This window comes from Phyllobacterium phragmitis (genome assembly GCF_002980495.1).
Lineage (GTDB): Bacteria > Pseudomonadota > Alphaproteobacteria > Rhizobiales > Rhizobiaceae > Paramesorhizobium > Paramesorhizobium phragmitis.
Window position 1 is genome coordinate 177,544 of record NZ_PVBR01000004.1, and the last position, 14,753, is coordinate 192,296.

Below are 14,753 nucleotides of genomic sequence, written 5' to 3' on the forward strand. Positions count from 1 at the left end.
GCCTATTTCAGAAAGCCGTTCTTCGTGAGGAAATCCTCCGCCACGGCCTTCGCCGGCTCGCCGCCGACCTGCACCCTGCCATTGAGGTCCTGCAATGTGACCAGATCGAGCTTTTCGAAAACCGGCTTCAACAGGGTTTCGATTTCCGGGTGCTCCTTCAGCACCGCCTCGCGGATGATCGGCGCCGGCTGATAGACCGGCTGAACGCCCTTGTCGTCCTCGAGCACGACGAGACCGGACGGCGCAATGCCGCCATCGGTGCCGTAGACCATGGCGGCATTGGCATTGTTGGTCTTGTTGGCGGCGGCAGCAATGGTGGCGGCGGTATCGCCGCCGGAAAGCGTGATCAGCTGATCGGGCTTCAGCGTGAAACCATAAGCCGTCTGGAAGGCGGGCAGCGCCGCGGCCGAATTGACGAATTCCGAGGACGCGGCAAGCACGACCTCGCCGCCATCCGAAACATATTTACCGAAATCGCTGAGCGTGACGAGCTTGTTCGGCTCGGCGACATCCTTGCGCATCGCGATCGCCCAGGTGTTGTTGGCAGGCGACGGCGTCAACCAGACGATCTTGTTGGCGTCGTAATCGAGCTTCTTGGCTTCCTCATAGGCCTTTGCGGCATCCTTCCAGACGGGGTCGTCGGCCTTTTCGAAGAAAAACGCGGCATTGCCGGTATATTCGGGATAGATATCGATCTCACCGGCGATGATCGCCTGGCGCAGGACAGGCGTCGCGCCGAGCTGGATGCGGTTGGTAGTGGGAATATTGTTGGCGTTCAGCACGGCCAGGATGATATTGCCGAGCACACTGCCTTCCGTATCAATCTTCGAGGAGACGACGACCTGCGCACCGGCGGAGCCGACGGAAAATCCGAGGGCCAAGGCTGCACCCAGAGCGGCACTGAGAAAGATATTCCTGTAGGACATTTGCGTATTCCCCTTCGTATTCCCCGTTCAATGCCTGATGCATCTTCATATCATGGATATCCGAACCGGTCGGAGCACCATGTTCCACAAGTGGAGCGGCTGGAGAAAAGGAAGCATTTATACGGGCAAAAAGAAAGTACCGATAATCGCATCCAACTGACATAAGCTGACTCAAATTGGCTCAGGACGCCTTGAGATTGCGCACGAAGGCAGCCGCCTCATGGGCGTGAATACGGGTACAGCGGATCAGCTCGTCGAAATGCCGCTGCATGATGCGGATCGATTCGGCATTGTTGAGCACGAGATACATGCCGCCGACGAAGATCGCGGCGCGCTGCGAACCGAATACCGTATAGGGCACGGAAAAACGCTCGCGCCCGTCGAATATGAACAGGCGCAGCGACGGATAAAGTTCGTTGACGAGATCCGCCATATGCAGGAGCTGCTCGGCTCTCGCAACGCGGGCGAGCCCGCTCCACACACCACTTCCTTCAGCCAGAGCTTCGAGCGTCTGCCTCGGCATGCAGACCTCCATGTCAGTGCCGGGCTGGCGGTTGTAATCCAACCGGAATGCCGTTTCACTTGCCTGCGTCACCGCGCTTTGATGCGTCGCCGCCGCTTCGTAAGTGATGACCTGCGGCGTGCGCAGCAGATCGGGAATGCGGTAGGGGACATAACGGATTTTCGATCCCGCAGCCTCGGCATGCCATTTCATCAAAAGCGTGACGTCATAGCCTTCGCTTCCTTCCTCGATTTCGAGTATGGGCCGCAACTCGCCCATCAGGCCCTTGTCCTGTGAAAGACCGAGCAGCCAGTCGAGCGATACGGAATGGCGCTCGGCGATATTCAGCAGCGTTTCGACGCGCGGCAGACGGGGAGAACTGCCGGAAAGAAGCTGCGACAGCGCCGACCGGTCGATACCTATCGCCGCGGCGAATGCCGACTGGCTTTCGCCCGATCGGGCAACGAGTTCGACCAGACGCTTGCGGAACAGTTCCGCCAGATCCCTTTTGTCCATCTTGATCCCATATTGTCGATGATTATAAACATATGCCCTGATCGGTTATCAGAATCAACATTCTGTCATCATACTCTCATTGTTCGACTCCGTCCCCAGTGCGATTCTCGATCCAGCAAATCGGGGCACATACATGAACGGAAAATCTGCTCGTAAGCGCGGCACAAGGCTGCGCCGCGAAAAATCATTTCGAATCGAATGGCCGACGCTGGCGCTGATCGCCGCCTGTTACGCCTTCTGGTTCTGGGCGGGTGCGTTCCTCTTCCCCTTCATGCCAGTCCTCGCCCTTGTCCTGATGGGGATCGCGGTGGCTCTCCATTCCTCGCTGCAGCACGAGGCGCTGCATGGCCACCCAACGCGCAGCGCCGGCGTCAACGAGGCGCTGGTCTTTCTGCCTCTCGGCCTGTTCATTCCCTACCGGCGCTATAAGCAGACGCATCTGCAGCATCATGCCGACGAGCGGCTGACCGATCCTTATGACGACCCGGAAAGCTATTACCGGGCGCTCGCCGACTGGCAGAAATTGCCTTTCTTCCTGAAAACCATACTACGCTGGAACAACACGCTCCTGGGGCGCATCAGCATCGGCCCGGCACTGATGATCACCGGATTTCTCGCCTCGGAATGGAAAAATATCCGGGCAGACGACAGACAAGTCCGTTCGGCCTGGCTGCGGCATCTCGCCGGCCTCTTACCCGTCCTCCTGATCCTCTCCCTGGCGCTCGGCATTCCGCCCTGGCTCTATGCCGTGACCTCGGCCTATCTCGGCCTCTCGCTTATCGCGTTCCGCTCCTATTGCGAACATCAATGGTCGGAACGGCCGGACGGCCGGACCATCATTGTCGAAAAATCGGTGCTGGCGCCGCTTTTCCTCAATAATAATCTGCACTTCGTGCATCACAAACAGCCGAGGGCCGCCTGGTACGAGTTGCCGGCGCTTTACCGCGCGAAGCGGGAGGAATGGCAGCGGATGAACGAGGGCTACGTGTTCCCCAATTATTTCGAGGTGCTGCGCGCCTTCGCACTCAGCGTCAAGGAGCCCGTCGTTCATCCGGTGCTGCGACGCGGCCAACCGACAGCCCTGCCGGAGGCTATTCCCGATCAGGCCTTCCGTCCGCGGCGCTTCCGTATCAATATCCATGGCGGCGCAACCGCGCCGATCCCTGGGGAACCGAAATACGAGTGACACATATTGCAGCGCTTCCGATGTATGACTGGCCCGAACTGCGCGATGAAACGGATGCGCGCTGGGCGGGGATGCGCGACCATCTGCGCCGGCAGGACATCGACGCGCCGGAGCAGCTCACACGGTGCAATGGCGCGATGCCGGCCGTTCCCGGCGGCATCCGTGACGGGCAGGGCCATATCATCGCCGCCGATCCGGCGAGCCTTCCGCCTGATGAATTCGATCTTTCGGTCCTGTGGCGCCATCCCGACCTGCTGGTCGCCGAGGCCTGCTGGGGACCAATGGGACTGGGGCTCGGCTCCCATGTGAGCGTGATCGGGCAGACCGATTATGACGGCATCGCCGGCGGCAGCGGCGATTTCTATTCGAGCGTGATCATAGCGCACAAGGGCGCTTCCGGGGGCGAAGGGCAGCCGGTGCCGCCTCCACCGGACGGCGACGCCCGCCTTCCAGCCGCGGTTTTTCGCGAAAGGCGCTTTGCTTTCAACGAGCAGGATTCACTTTCGGGCTACCTGGCGCTGAAACGCGATCTGGAAGCGGTTGGCGAAAGTCCCGCCATTTTCGCGGAAATGGTGAAAACAGGCGGGCACCGCGCCTCGATCCGCACGGTCGCCGAAGGCATTGCCGACATCGCCGCGATCGACTGCAAATCCTGGGCGCTTGCATGCAGACTGGAACCGGCGGCGAAAGAGCTCCACATCGTCGGCTGGACGGCCCGGCGGAAGGGGTTGCCGCTGATCTGCTCACGAACATTGTTACTCGGGCAGGTCATCACTGCGGCTTAGGGCGGCTTTTGATCTCCTGATATACCTGAAGCGTTCGATCCGAGATATTGAGCCAGCCATAATCCTTTTCAACCTGGCTACTCCGCGCCGATGCCTCCTTTTCGGAGAAGGGCTCGGCCAGCTTGCGGCGCAGCGCGGTGGTCAGCTCATCGATATTGCCGAGCGGGAAATAATCCTCGGCGGGCAGGCCGATCTCGAGATTGGCGGTGATGTCGCTCGCAAGCACCGGCAGACCATAGGCCATCGCCTCGAGCAGCGCGATCGGCATGCCTTCATGGCTCGACGGCAGCACGAAGAGCCCGGCATTCTCGAAAAGGCAGGCCAGATCGTCGCCGGTCTGCATGCCGGCCAGAACGACCCCGGGCGTTTTCCCGGCCAGTTCCATGACCTCGCCGGCATATGAATCGGTGTATTCGGCGGAGCCGACGAGAACCAGCTTGAGCGACGGATCGTTCAGCCTGGCAAAGGCGGCGATCAGATCATGCTGGCGCTTTTCCGGCACGATGCGCGCGACCAGAATGATGTAACGACGCGGCTCAAGGCCGAATGTCTCCAGGACACCGGTGTCCGAAACGCCGCGACGGACCGTGACCCCGTTGGGCACGAACTGCATCGCAACGCCATAGCGTTTTTCCATGGTTCGGGCGATATCGTTGGAAACCGCGATGCGCCTGTTGGCAAAGCGCATTCCCGCCCCTTCTCCAAGCTTCAATATCGTCCTGGCGAAGCGGTCCCATTTCTGCCGGTGATAATCGAAACCGTGATGGGTGACGACGACCTTAAGCCCCATGAGCCTTGCGAGCGGCGTGAGCAGCGCCGGCCCGATGGCGTGGATATGCAGGATATCGGGACGCCGCCACGCCGCGACGAGAACGCCCAGCGCGGTGTGGACGATGGCTTCGAATTTCATCGAACGGGGCGCCCGGAGCGGCAGCACCGTGATGCCTTTCCAGGTGTAGGGAGCGGAATTCGGCAGATAGGGCTTGCGGCCGAGAACCTCCACATCCCAGCCCATTTCGACAAAATGGCGGCTGAGTTCCTCGACATGCTTTTCGACGCCGCCCTGCACATCGGGAATTCCGCGCAGCCCCAGCATCATCACCTTGGGCCGTCTTTCCTGCGCTGGGCGTTTGATCATTGCGACGCTCCGAGCGCGGCATAAAGATCGACCATGCGGTCGCGGTATGCATCCGACGAGAATTCGCGGGCAATCCAGTCACGTCCGTTCGACCCCATGCGGGCTCTCGCCGCAGGCGGCAAATCCGCCATGATGCTGATGACCCGCGCGAGATCCTCCGCATCCCCTGAAACCGCCGTCATTCCCGTTTCCCCTTTTATGATCATTTCCGGAATGCCGCCAATATCGGCGCCGATAACCGGCCTGCCAAGTGCATAGGCCTCCAATATGCTGACCGGCGCGTTCTCGTACCACTCCGACGGCAACACCAGCGCCTTCGCCTCGCCGATGAGGCGGGCGAGCCTTTCGCCAGAGACATGACCGGCAAACGCGACATCCGCGCCGAGTTCTTCGGCCAGCGCCCGCAGAGCCTTTTCTTCAGGACCGGTGCCGGCGATGACCAGCCGCTGTTTTGACAATGCGGCGGCGCGGATGAGCGTGGCGATCCCTTTTTCGGGAGCAAGCCTGCCAGCATAGACGAAATAGTCGCTTTCCTCCCAATCGGTCGAGAAGCCTTGCGTGTCGACGAAATTCGAGATGTAGACGAGTTGTTCCGGCGGCCATCCCCATTCGATCAGCTTTTCGCGGTAGAAGCGGCTCGGCACGACGAACTTGTCCACCTTGTGCCGGTAGAGCCCGAGGCCGCGGTGGACCATGGTCTCAAGCAGGACAAGACCGCTCAATGCCGTCGACTGTTTGATACAGCGATGCCGGACGACATTGTAGATCCTGCCGCCGCGGCACTCCTCGCAGATATGGCCATCGACCAGCATCTTGTAGGCCGGACAGGCGAGCTTCAGATCATGCACCGTCATCACCGTGGGGATGCCTGCTTTCTTCAGCGTCGGGAAAATCGATGGCGAGATATGATGATAGACATTATGCGCATGGGCGATGTCGGGAGGGGCGCGCTCGATCAAAGCCTCGATTTTGCGCTGCGCCTCGAACGAATAGATGATTTTTCCGGCCTGGACGATTTTGGTCAGCGGGCTGCTTTTGCGGCCATATTCGATTTCCGAAACAAAATATTCGGACCACGGGGAAGCGCGATTCTCCGGGTGCTGCATCGCGAAGGGCACCACGTCCCAACCGATCTCCTGGAAAAGCTGCATGTGTTCGAAGAAGATCGATTCCGCCCCGCCGCGCCGATAGAAATAATTGTTGATGGCCAGGAGGCGCGGATGCGTGTCTCTTGCGGATTGCTTCAGGGTCACGGTCTCCTGATATCCAGTTGGGCGAGGGCGTCCCTGACGGGCAGAACAGTGCAACCGCGGAGAAGCGCATAGGCAACCAGCATCTCGAAGGTTTCCGGCGTACAGCCATAGGGCGTCGGCGTCGGCGCTATATCATGGGTGAAGAAGATCAGCCATCCAGGCTCCGCGACGAGCTCATCGATCCGGCCCGTCAGCCCCTGCGCATGGGTTTCCGGCTGCCTGATCTCGACGCCATGCAGGAAGACCGGATTGACGGAACCGCGATTGATCTGCTCTCCGCCCATCCGACAGGTGGAGAACCGGTTCTCGAATATCCGTCGCGCTGAGAAGGAACCGGCGTTGTAGGGATAGGCGAAATTGCGTTTCGAAGCGGTTTTCTCGATCTGGGCGAGATAATGCTCGTTGCGCTCGAGATCGGCATCTATGGCCTCGACGCTCATATGGCGCACCTTCATATGGGAAAAGGTGTGGCAGCCGATTTCATGCCCTCGGGCGACAAGCTCGCGGCAGCCTTCCTCAGTTATCAGCGTGCGGTCGGGTTCTTCGCTTCCGGCAAGCGACCCCGAGATATAGAAGGTGCCACGCACCCCATGCTCTTCGAGAATGCGCGCGCCATTGGTCAGCGCGGTATCCGGAACATCATCGAATGTGAAGGATACCAGGGGCCGGGAAGTCGTTATGGAAATGCGCGGGCCAGGCATGCGCCGCAGCAGCCTGTCGGGGATGCCGCCCGCCCAAGCATCGAGTTTCTTGAATATCTCAGGCATAGGCTACCGCCGTGCGGGGTTTGGAAGCAATTGCACTCACCACAACATGTGCGCGCGCCTGCAATCGAAGACCGAAGCCGGCAAAGAGCATGGCGAACCACATGGGGCTGCCGCTTTGAAAGAACAGGCTTTCGACGCATGCCGTATAAATCCCATAAAGCCGGGTCAAGGTGGGATTGTTTGCGGATTTGTCCGCTTTGGCGACATAAGCCAGCGGCAGGAACAATAACCGGGCCACAACCAGAATGGGACCCGGAACCCCCATGGTGGCCTCTTCCGCCTGTCCGTTTTGCCCGACCATCCGCATGATAGATCACCCCCGCTCCCGCGCCATCCGCTGATCCTCCCGGAAAGCGCCGAGCAAACCTATCGCCAGGACGAGGCAAATGCCAATGGCCAATCCGACGAATGCGCCGCCAGCGATCAAAAGTATCGTCCGCGGAGGCCAGCTCTTGCTCAGCGGCGGGACTGCGGTGGATATCACCCTTATATTGGTGGTATCGAGCTGCTGGCGCTCGGCCGTCTCTCCGGCGCGCGTCAGAAAGGTCTGGTAAATGGCGACCTTGGCTGCCATGTCGCGTTCGAGATCACTCAACTGAACCTGTGCGTCATTATCGATGGAGACGGATGCCCGCGCACTCGCAGACTGCCTGTTAAGGGCATCGACCACCGCAGTGGCCTGATCGAGGTCGACCTGGGCCGCCCGCAACATCCGTGCGGTTTCCTGAGCGATGCCGCGCTCCAATCCTTCAAGCTGCGATTGCGCGCTGACCAGCCCGGGATAGCGGGGGCCATAGGTCATGGACATGGCGTCGACCCTTTGCTTGACGGTCGCATATTGCGTGCGCAAGCCGGTCAGTGTCGGCGATTGCAGGGTGCTTGACGGGCTTATCGCGCTCGAGCTTGCCGCAGTCAGCTCCGTGTAACGGGACTGGGCTTCGGCCAAGCGCGCCCTTGCATCGATCAGCCTGACGTTGATCTGCCCCATCGACTGGGCGCTGATCAGTTCACCCCCGCTGGTCTGCAGGCCATGGGCCTGCTTGAAAGCCGCGACCTTCTGCTCCGCCTCGGTTGCCAACTTCTTGAGTTGGGCCAAGCGGCCGCCCAGCGCTTCCGCCGCCCGCCCCGCATCATTGGCTTCCGACTGTACGACTTCCTGCTCGAATGCCTTGGCAAGTGCGTCGGCCACCCGGACGGATTTCTCGGGATCGCTGGTCCAGACCGATACGGTGATGATAAAGGTGCGCTCCTGGCGCTGCGCCGCGATACGTTCGGACAGGCTGCGCATCGCCGCCAGGGTCATATCGCCCGATTTTGGCTTTGCGCCGAAAAGCGACCGGAGACTGAAGCCGCCATCCTTGCCGGTGAATTCCGAATCGTTCTCGAGATCGAGTTCCTTCACCACCCGGCGCAACACACTGCCCGAGGTCAGGACCAGGAGCTTGCTCCCGACATCGAGGAGCTGGCTTTCGCTTTGCTCGTTGCGCGGATAGATATCGTTCGGCACGACCTGAAGATTGGAAGGCGGCACGAGAATATCGGTATAGACGGTGTAACGCGGCTTGGCGGTGATGCCATAGCCTATCCCGATCAGGGCGCCGATCAGCATTGCCGCAAGAAGCCAGTGCCAACGGGTGAACAGCCAGGAAAGGATGCTGGCAAGATCGACCTGCGGAAAGGCGATGGGATGGACAGGTTTTGGCTTCGGATCGCTGATCGTCCGCACATGGCTATCACCGGCCTCCGCCTTTGTTGCGGTGCCCGTCTGCGCCTTGGCTGCAAGGTCACGTAAGGTGTACATAGGGCTCATGCCTTGTCATCATCAATCAAAGCGTAACGGTTTTCCTGTATCGAGAACTAAGCGATATGTTGAAAAATTTGGTTAACAAAATGCTATGTCGGAATTACAGAGTGCAACGACATAAGCAAGCTCTTTAGGCGGGTCGCATCATCAATGGCGCATTTTTTGACTGACGGCGCCGAGCGGCTCAGACGGTTTCTGCCTATGGTGCTGTCATATGCAGCCTCAAGCGGCAGCCTCGTCACGGCGAATGCGGCCCAGCTCGTCACTTTCGCCATACTCGCCCGCTTCCTGGGCGCTGACCAGTTCGGCGTCTATGTTTCCTTCATCGCGATCGCCAGCATTGCTGTCCATCTGTGCGGTCTCGGCGCAAACGAATGCCTGGTGCGCCGCGTCGCACGCGACCACGCCATCTATCCCACGATGCTGGGACACAACCTGATCCTGATCGCGGCAAGCGGCGTGATCCTGGTCGTTGCGGGCATACTCATCCTGCCCCACTGGATCGAATTGTCACCCGATCCATCAGCGAACAGGGTGATCATCCTCCTGATGCTGATCACCAATATCGTGCTGGTGCGCACGATTTCGCTGACGGAGCAGATATTCATCGCTCATTCGCAATTTTCGAACGCCAACAAATCGGTTGTCGGCTTTGCCTTTGCCAGAACTGCGGCGGCGGCACTCGCCTGCCTGGTTTTCGGGGTTTCCACGGTGGCGCAATGGGCGGTGTGGCAATTCGCAGCCCATTTGCTGGTGGCGTTGGCCTATGCGTGGTCGTTGCGCAAACTCGGACCTCCGCAATACCGCATCGTCCGCGAGGAGATCCGCCTCGGCATCCTCTTCGCCACGCCCTTCATCTTCCGCGCCATCCGGCAGAATGCCGACATGCTGGTGCTCGGCATCGTCGCAACGCCGGAAATCGTCGGCAGCTATGGCGTGGTGCGGCGCATCACCGACAGCAGCTATATGACGATCGACGCCCTCAACAGGCTGGTTTATCCCAGCCTCGCCGTGGCAAGCGCCGGGGGTATCCATAACGCCATCGGCCGCAGCAAGAAGATTCTCATCGCCGGATTCGGCATCGGCGTCGCCTCGGCAGTGGCCATATTTCTGCTTGCGCCATTCCTGCCGCTCCTGTTCGGCCAGGAATATGTCTCCCTCGTATCCTTCACCCGCATCCTTTGCTGGGTGGTCATTCTCGTCGCCATCTGGTCAGTCGCCACCGAGGTACTCGGGGCGGCGGGTCATCATGCATTCCGCGCCGCTATCCTCAACACCGGCAACGCGCTGGGCGCCGTTCTCATCGCCTATGCGACATGGCTCGCTCCACCGCAGGGCACGTTCGTTTCCATCTATGTGATCGAAGGAGGCATCGTGATTGCCTCATGGATGGTCCTCACCCGCCTTGTCCGCCGCAGCCGGAAGGCAGCGGATGCAAAGGTGGATGCCAAGCCCGGCACAACAGATAATCTCAAGCAATAAACGCATTCCGGAGGGGCGCATGAGTGAACGGGACAGGATACGTCCAATGGAAATGGACGATATTCCGCAGGTCGGGCGGATTTTCTTCAAGGTGTTCCGGAAGAAACCAATTGAATCCCCAGAGGAATTCAATCGCTATTTCAAGGAATTGTTCTTCACCAGCCCATCCTACAGCCGCGAGAACGGCAGCATCGTGCATGAAGGGCCGGATGGCCGCATAGACAGCGTCATTTCGGTGATCCCGATGCAATATTCGGTCGTCGGCCGGCCGGTGACGGCGCGTCTCCTATGCACCTTCATGGTCGATCCGGCAGCCGCGCCGCGCGGCCCCGCCAAGCTGACGCTCGCCTTTCGGCGACAGGATTTCTGTTTCACCGACAGCGCTTCTCCCGTCAGCGCGGACCATTTCAAAGCCGTCGGCGGCGTGGAGTTGCCGATGCAGGGGCTCGAATGGCGTCGGACGTTCCGGCCCGCCGCGCTTCTCGCACATCGTTCCAGCCAGCGCATTCCGCTTCTGGGCCGCCTGCCCGCCGGTCCGCTGGCGAGCCCGCTGGACGGCATCGCCAGAAGGATGGTCAGCACGCTTTGCGTCGAAGCGCCTCCCGGCGTGCATGACGAGGCCATGACGCAGGATGCATTCCTCAGCCATGCTCCGACATTTCTGACCGATTACTCCGTGCATCCCGTCTGGTCGAGGCCGGAGCTTGAATGGATCATGCGCGTCGCCGCTCTGAACGACAAATGGGGTGCGCCGCAGATCCGGGCGGTGTTCGATCGCAGTGACAAGCTTTGCGGCTGCTTCATCTATTTCGGCCGGCCAGGATCGGTCGCGCACGTATTGAATGTGCTTCCCGCCAGGGGCATGGAACGGGCGGTCATCGGCCGGATGCTGCATCATCTGGACAAGGCCGGATATATAGCCGCCGAAGGACGCGTACAGCCAAGGCTGCTCAATGCGCTTTCGCGGCATCGCGCCATGGTCTACCGGCACAAGGCGCATGTCTGCGTTTCGACACCCCGGGCTGAAATCCGCGAAGCCATCGAGCGCAACGACATCTATATAGGCGGTCTTGCAGGCGAATCCTGGAGCCGGCTCATGTCCGACTTTCAGTAAATCCGGGTCAATCCCGCTCTATGAGGAAATAGGTGGTGGGGCCATCCGGCGCATCGTTGGAAAGACGCGTGGAAATATCACCCTGCCCGGAGGCGACCGGCGGATGGACGCGACCGTCGAGGCCGACGGGCGACAGGCGCCAATTTCCCTTGCCCGGAAGCGTGAACGCGATGCTTCCGACCTTGATCAGAACAGGCAGATGGCCGAAATCGGCGATGACGCGTTCTTCCGCATCGGCAAACCGCATGCCGCTGTTACGGGCATCGGTGGCGAAGATCACCAGAAGGCGGCGGCTTGCAGCAACCGGCAGACCATCGAGCGACGAGACGGCAAACATCCCGCTTCCGCTGGCGCCCGCGGCAGTCAGGCTCTTCAGCCTGATGCTTCCAGGAAGATCGGCGAAGGCGATCGCCTCCGTCTGCCCGGTCGTCACGCTGATCCGCAATTTGTCACGATCGAGACGGATCTCATCGGTGTCGCTGACATAGACGCCATCCGCCACATCGGTTTCGTTGTCATAATCCAGAATATCGCGATCGCGCAGTGCCGCTATGATGGCGTCGGCGGATGCGTTCCTGCGCGGCGAAGGGATGGTGAGATCCTGCTTGCCGGCAAGGTGGTTATCATCGGGGCGGCTGAGTCCGATGGCGCTCAAAAGCGCGAGGCTGGTGAGATCATCCCGCTCACGCGCCTCGACGCTTTGCGTCAAATCCTCCTCGCCCTTGATCAGGAAGGGAATGGAAACGGGCGAACCCCTGACATCGCCGCGCCGGAACAAAAGGGCGGCCAATGTTTCGCCGGCGCGGGCCACCGGATCGAGCGCGATCGCATAGGGCAGCATCTGCCGTTTATGTGCGAAATCCTCGCCATAGGCCAGAATGATCGGTCCATGCGCATGGCGGCACAAGACATCCCAGTTCTGCAGGGCGCCATAGGCGGGCATGACGATCCCGGCCTCATAGCGGTAGCGGCTCCAGAAGAGATGGTCATATTCCGTGACGAAGAACGGGCGGCCCAGCCAACGGGCGGCGGCGATGACGCGCATATAGGCCGCACCATCGGCGATCGAGCTCTTTTGCTGGATCGAACTTCCCGGCTCGTAGGAACCGACCCAATCCTGATAGGTGTTCATCGCCACCGCCTGCTGGCCGGCGCGCGAGAGGCTTGTCTGGATACTTGGCCAATTGTTGTAGGGGCTGACGATGCCGGTATAGCCGAGCTTGCGAAGCGCCTGCGTCATGCGCTCGGCGGAGCGGGTTTCGACATCGACGAAGAAAGCCTGGAGATCGCGCATCCTCGGGCTCTTCTCGTAGCGGTTGGCAGGCAGGCCTACCGTTCCGTCTTCGATTCGCTCGCCCCGCTGAACCCAGCCCCAGGCATCGGCAAGCTTATCCGTCGATCCATAACGCTTTTTCAGCCAATCGTTGAAGGCGGGCCGCAGCTTGTCCGAATAATGCGGAGTGCCGTCCCGCTCATGGAGGATGCTGTCGAATTCTATGCTGTTTTCATTGAATGGAATGATCAGGGCGAGCGCCGGATCCCTGATCGGCGCGATGCCGGTATAGGGATTGACCGTGGCGAGCACCTTTTCCTGGAAGCGCAGCCAGTGCTGGAATGCGTCTTCCTCGATCTGCACCGTCAGTTTCAGGTCGCTGTTGAACTCCCAGCGGTCCTCATAACCGCCATAGGCGCCACGCGAGGACGTGAGCCCGTCCATGATCCAGTAGATGCCGTTGCGCTTCAGCGCGGCCATCAGATAGTGGAAACGGTCCATCACTTCAGTGTCGAAATCGAAGTCCCGGCTCCGCCCGAACATCAGGGCGGCATCGACGAAATGAAACCGGGCGATATTATAGCCATGCATGCGCAATTGCCTGGCATATCGATCCGCCCCGTCATGATCGGGAAAGCCGCCCGATGCCGGGCTCCAGCCGAGCGAGGCGCAGAGGAAACGGACGGGTTTTTCCAAGGCATTCGCGCGCGCCAGACGCCCATCGCCGTTTATGACGATGCGGCTCGCATCCTCTATCGGCGGATTGGCGAGGAAGCCGGAGAAATCGAGCGGGCTTCCCGGGCCAAGTTCCAGCGAAACCTCGCGCACCGGCGACCAGACATCATCCGCGACGGCGGGTGCCGCGGTTGTCAAAAGGCTCAGAAGCGTGAGAAGCAACCTCATCGGCGCGGTTGCGAAATGACGCGGCTTTCGATCCAGGCATCCGGCGCGTGCCGGGGATGGAAGAAGCCGAGCGGCAGGGCGGCGGCATGGAAGCACCAAGCGACGACGGCATAAAAGCCGAGCGGCAGGCTTCGCTGTTTCAAGCTCATGGCCGAAATGACGAGAACGATGAGCGCGAGATCGATGGCGACCGCCCATCTCTTGTCGGGCAGGAAGACCAGCAGCGCCAGCATGATCAGCCACCAGGCATAGACACCGGCCCACAGCCGCAATTCCGGCAATTCCTTCAGGAGATTGTTCCAGTAGGGCTTACCGCGCGCGGCACGCAGCAATTCGCCGACGCCGCGCAAATATTTCGACTGCCAGCGTTTCACCAGTAATTTGTATGCATTGATGGAATGGCCGAAATGAGAGACGAACGGCCGGTCCAGCCGGTGAAGACTCCAACCCCGTGCCCGCAGCCGGACGCCGAGATCGAATTCCTCATAGCCATGCAGGTTGCGGTCGGAGAAATAGCCGGCCTGCTCGATGGCGCTGCGCCGATAGAGCCCGCCGCCATTCATCCGGTCGACGGGGCCGGTCCTGTTTTCGGGCGAGGCGCGGCGTACCCGGCGGGTAAATTCCAGATTGTCGACATTCATCTCCACCACATGGCCGGTGACGCCCGCCGCGCGCGGATCGGCCTCCAGAAAAGCGACGGCAGCCCCAAGAAAATCCTTGTCGAGCAACATGTCGCCATCCATGAGACAGATCAGATCATGGTGGCTGTACTGAAAGCCCAATTGCGGGCCGATGCCGCAACTCGGTTTGGCCGGCGCTTCTATCTGCACGACGGTGACGGGATATTTGCCGGCGATCTCGACCGTGCGATCCGAGGATCCGCTGTCGGCGACGATGATTTCCAAGTCGCCGCCCGGCAATGCGACAAGCGCGCTCTCGATCGCCGCAGCGATCCGCTTTTCCTCATTGAGGGTTTTCATGATGACAGAAACAGCCATACCCGTATCTCACCCCCTGCTGGCGCGCCGCCTCGTACGGGCTAGCAAATCCACTTTTCATTCGAAAGCTTTTTTTTAAGAGAAACATGCGATAGATGATGGTGCG

13 protein-coding genes are annotated in these 14,753 nt (G+C 60.3%); 4 read left to right on the top strand and 9 right to left on the bottom strand.

The window, feature by feature from the left end; translation table 11 throughout:
• Positions 1 to 2: 2 nt before the first annotated feature.
• Both osmF and C5748_RS06835 read right to left on the bottom strand, forming a co-directional pair.
• Positions 3 to 926, bottom strand: coding sequence for a glycine betaine ABC transporter substrate-binding protein OsmF (gene osmF / locus C5748_RS06830; RefSeq protein ID WP_105741185.1), 924 nt, complete (start codon positions 924 to 926; stop codon positions 3 to 5).
• Positions 927 to 1,107: 181 nt separating this feature from the next.
• Positions 1,108 to 1,944, bottom strand: a complete 837-nt coding sequence (locus tag C5748_RS06835; protein ID WP_105741186.1) for a helix-turn-helix domain-containing protein — start codon at positions 1,942 to 1,944, stop codon at positions 1,108 to 1,110.
• A gap of 133 nt (positions 1,945 to 2,077) precedes the next feature.
• Here C5748_RS06835 and C5748_RS06840 point away from each other — a divergent pair, with 133 nt between their 5' ends.
• Positions 2,078 to 3,130, top strand: a complete 1,053-nt coding sequence (locus C5748_RS06840; protein WP_105741187.1) for a fatty acid desaturase — start codon at positions 2,078 to 2,080, stop codon at positions 3,128 to 3,130.
• Positions 3,127 to 3,915: a phosphate/phosphite/phosphonate ABC transporter substrate-binding protein gene (locus tag C5748_RS06845; RefSeq protein ID WP_245428847.1), complete on the top strand. Its 789-nt coding sequence runs from the start codon at positions 3,127 to 3,129 to the stop codon at positions 3,913 to 3,915. Before C5748_RS06840 ends, C5748_RS06845 begins: the two co-directional genes overlap by 4 nt.
• Here the strand turns inward: C5748_RS06845 and C5748_RS06850 are convergent.
• The 5 genes from C5748_RS06850 to C5748_RS06870 are packed head-to-tail and all read right to left on the bottom strand — an operon-like array spanning position 3,902 to position 8,874.
• Positions 3,902 to 5,053: a glycosyltransferase family 4 protein gene (locus C5748_RS06850; protein ID WP_105741189.1), complete on the bottom strand. Its 1,152-nt coding sequence runs from the start codon at positions 5,051 to 5,053 to the stop codon at positions 3,902 to 3,904. The two genes, C5748_RS06845 and C5748_RS06850, sit on opposite strands and share 14 nt — an antisense overlap.
• Positions 5,050 to 6,306, bottom strand: a complete 1,257-nt coding sequence (locus C5748_RS06855) for a glycosyltransferase family 4 protein (protein ID WP_199194728.1) — start codon at positions 6,304 to 6,306, stop codon at positions 5,050 to 5,052. The genes C5748_RS06850 and C5748_RS06855 overlap by 4 nt, the downstream gene beginning before the upstream one ends.
• The gene (locus C5748_RS06860) at positions 6,303 to 7,073 is read right to left on the bottom strand and encodes a polysaccharide deacetylase family protein (RefSeq protein WP_105741190.1); all 771 of its coding nucleotides are present in this window, start codon (positions 7,071 to 7,073) and stop codon (positions 6,303 to 6,305) included. Before C5748_RS06860 ends, C5748_RS06855 begins: the two co-directional genes overlap by 4 nt.
• Complete coding sequence (locus C5748_RS06865; protein ID WP_105741191.1) at positions 7,066 to 7,380, bottom strand: hypothetical protein; 315 nt, start codon at positions 7,378 to 7,380, stop codon at positions 7,066 to 7,068. Before C5748_RS06865 ends, C5748_RS06860 begins: the two co-directional genes overlap by 8 nt.
• A gap of 6 nt (positions 7,381 to 7,386) precedes the next feature.
• Positions 7,387 to 8,874: a GumC family protein gene (locus C5748_RS06870; protein ID WP_105741192.1), complete on the bottom strand. Its 1,488-nt coding sequence runs from the start codon at positions 8,872 to 8,874 to the stop codon at positions 7,387 to 7,389.
• A 153-nt stretch (positions 8,875 to 9,027) separates the two neighbouring features.
• On the opposite strand from C5748_RS06870, the gene C5748_RS06875 reads away from it, so the two are divergent.
• On the top strand, positions 9,028 to 10,359 hold the full coding sequence (locus C5748_RS06875; RefSeq protein ID WP_105741193.1) for a lipopolysaccharide biosynthesis protein: 1,332 nt from the start codon (positions 9,028 to 9,030) through the stop codon (positions 10,357 to 10,359).
• A 19-nt stretch (positions 10,360 to 10,378) separates the two neighbouring features.
• A complete protein-coding gene (locus C5748_RS06880; protein WP_146119488.1) occupies positions 10,379 to 11,473 on the top strand; it encodes a GNAT family N-acetyltransferase in 1,095 nt (364 codons plus the stop codon).
• A 7-nt stretch (positions 11,474 to 11,480) separates the two neighbouring features.
• On the opposite strand, the gene C5748_RS06885 is transcribed toward C5748_RS06880, so the two are convergent.
• Positions 11,481 to 13,649, bottom strand: coding sequence for a beta-galactosidase (locus C5748_RS06885; protein ID WP_105741195.1), 2,169 nt, complete (start codon positions 13,647 to 13,649; stop codon positions 11,481 to 11,483).
• Complete coding sequence (locus C5748_RS06890; RefSeq protein WP_105741196.1) at positions 13,646 to 14,647, bottom strand: glycosyltransferase family 2 protein; 1,002 nt, start codon at positions 14,645 to 14,647, stop codon at positions 13,646 to 13,648. The genes C5748_RS06885 and C5748_RS06890 overlap by 4 nt, the downstream gene beginning before the upstream one ends.
• Positions 14,648 to 14,753 lie beyond the last annotated feature (106 nt).

Coding starts and splice junctions, on each gene's coding strand:
- C5748_RS06890 (WP_105741196.1), bottom strand. CDS start 14,647: ATGGCTGTTTCTGTCATCATGAAAACCCTCAATGAGGAAAAGCGGATC.
- C5748_RS06840 (WP_105741187.1), top strand. CDS start 2,078: ATGAACGGAAAATCTGCTCGTAAGCGCGGCACAAGGCTGCGCCGCGAA.
- C5748_RS06865 (WP_105741191.1), bottom strand. CDS start 7,380: ATGCGGATGGTCGGGCAAAACGGACAGGCGGAAGAGGCCACCATGGGG.
- osmF (WP_105741185.1), bottom strand. CDS start 926: ATGTCCTACAGGAATATCTTTCTCAGTGCCGCTCTGGGTGCAGCCTTG.
- C5748_RS06870 (WP_105741192.1), bottom strand. CDS start 8,874: ATGTACACCTTACGTGACCTTGCAGCCAAGGCGCAGACGGGCACCGCA.
- C5748_RS06850 (WP_105741189.1), bottom strand. CDS start 5,053: ATGATCAAACGCCCAGCGCAGGAAAGACGGCCCAAGGTGATGATGCTG.
- C5748_RS06885 (WP_105741195.1), bottom strand. CDS start 13,649: ATGAGGTTGCTTCTCACGCTTCTGAGCCTTTTGACAACCGCGGCACCC.
- C5748_RS06835 (WP_105741186.1), bottom strand. CDS start 1,944: ATGGACAAAAGGGATCTGGCGGAACTGTTCCGCAAGCGTCTGGTCGAA.
- C5748_RS06880 (WP_146119488.1), top strand. CDS start 10,379: ATGAGTGAACGGGACAGGATACGTCCAATGGAAATGGACGATATTCCG.
- C5748_RS06875 (WP_105741193.1), top strand. CDS start 9,028: ATGGCGCATTTTTTGACTGACGGCGCCGAGCGGCTCAGACGGTTTCTG.
- C5748_RS06860 (WP_105741190.1), bottom strand. CDS start 7,073: ATGCCTGAGATATTCAAGAAACTCGATGCTTGGGCGGGCGGCATCCCC.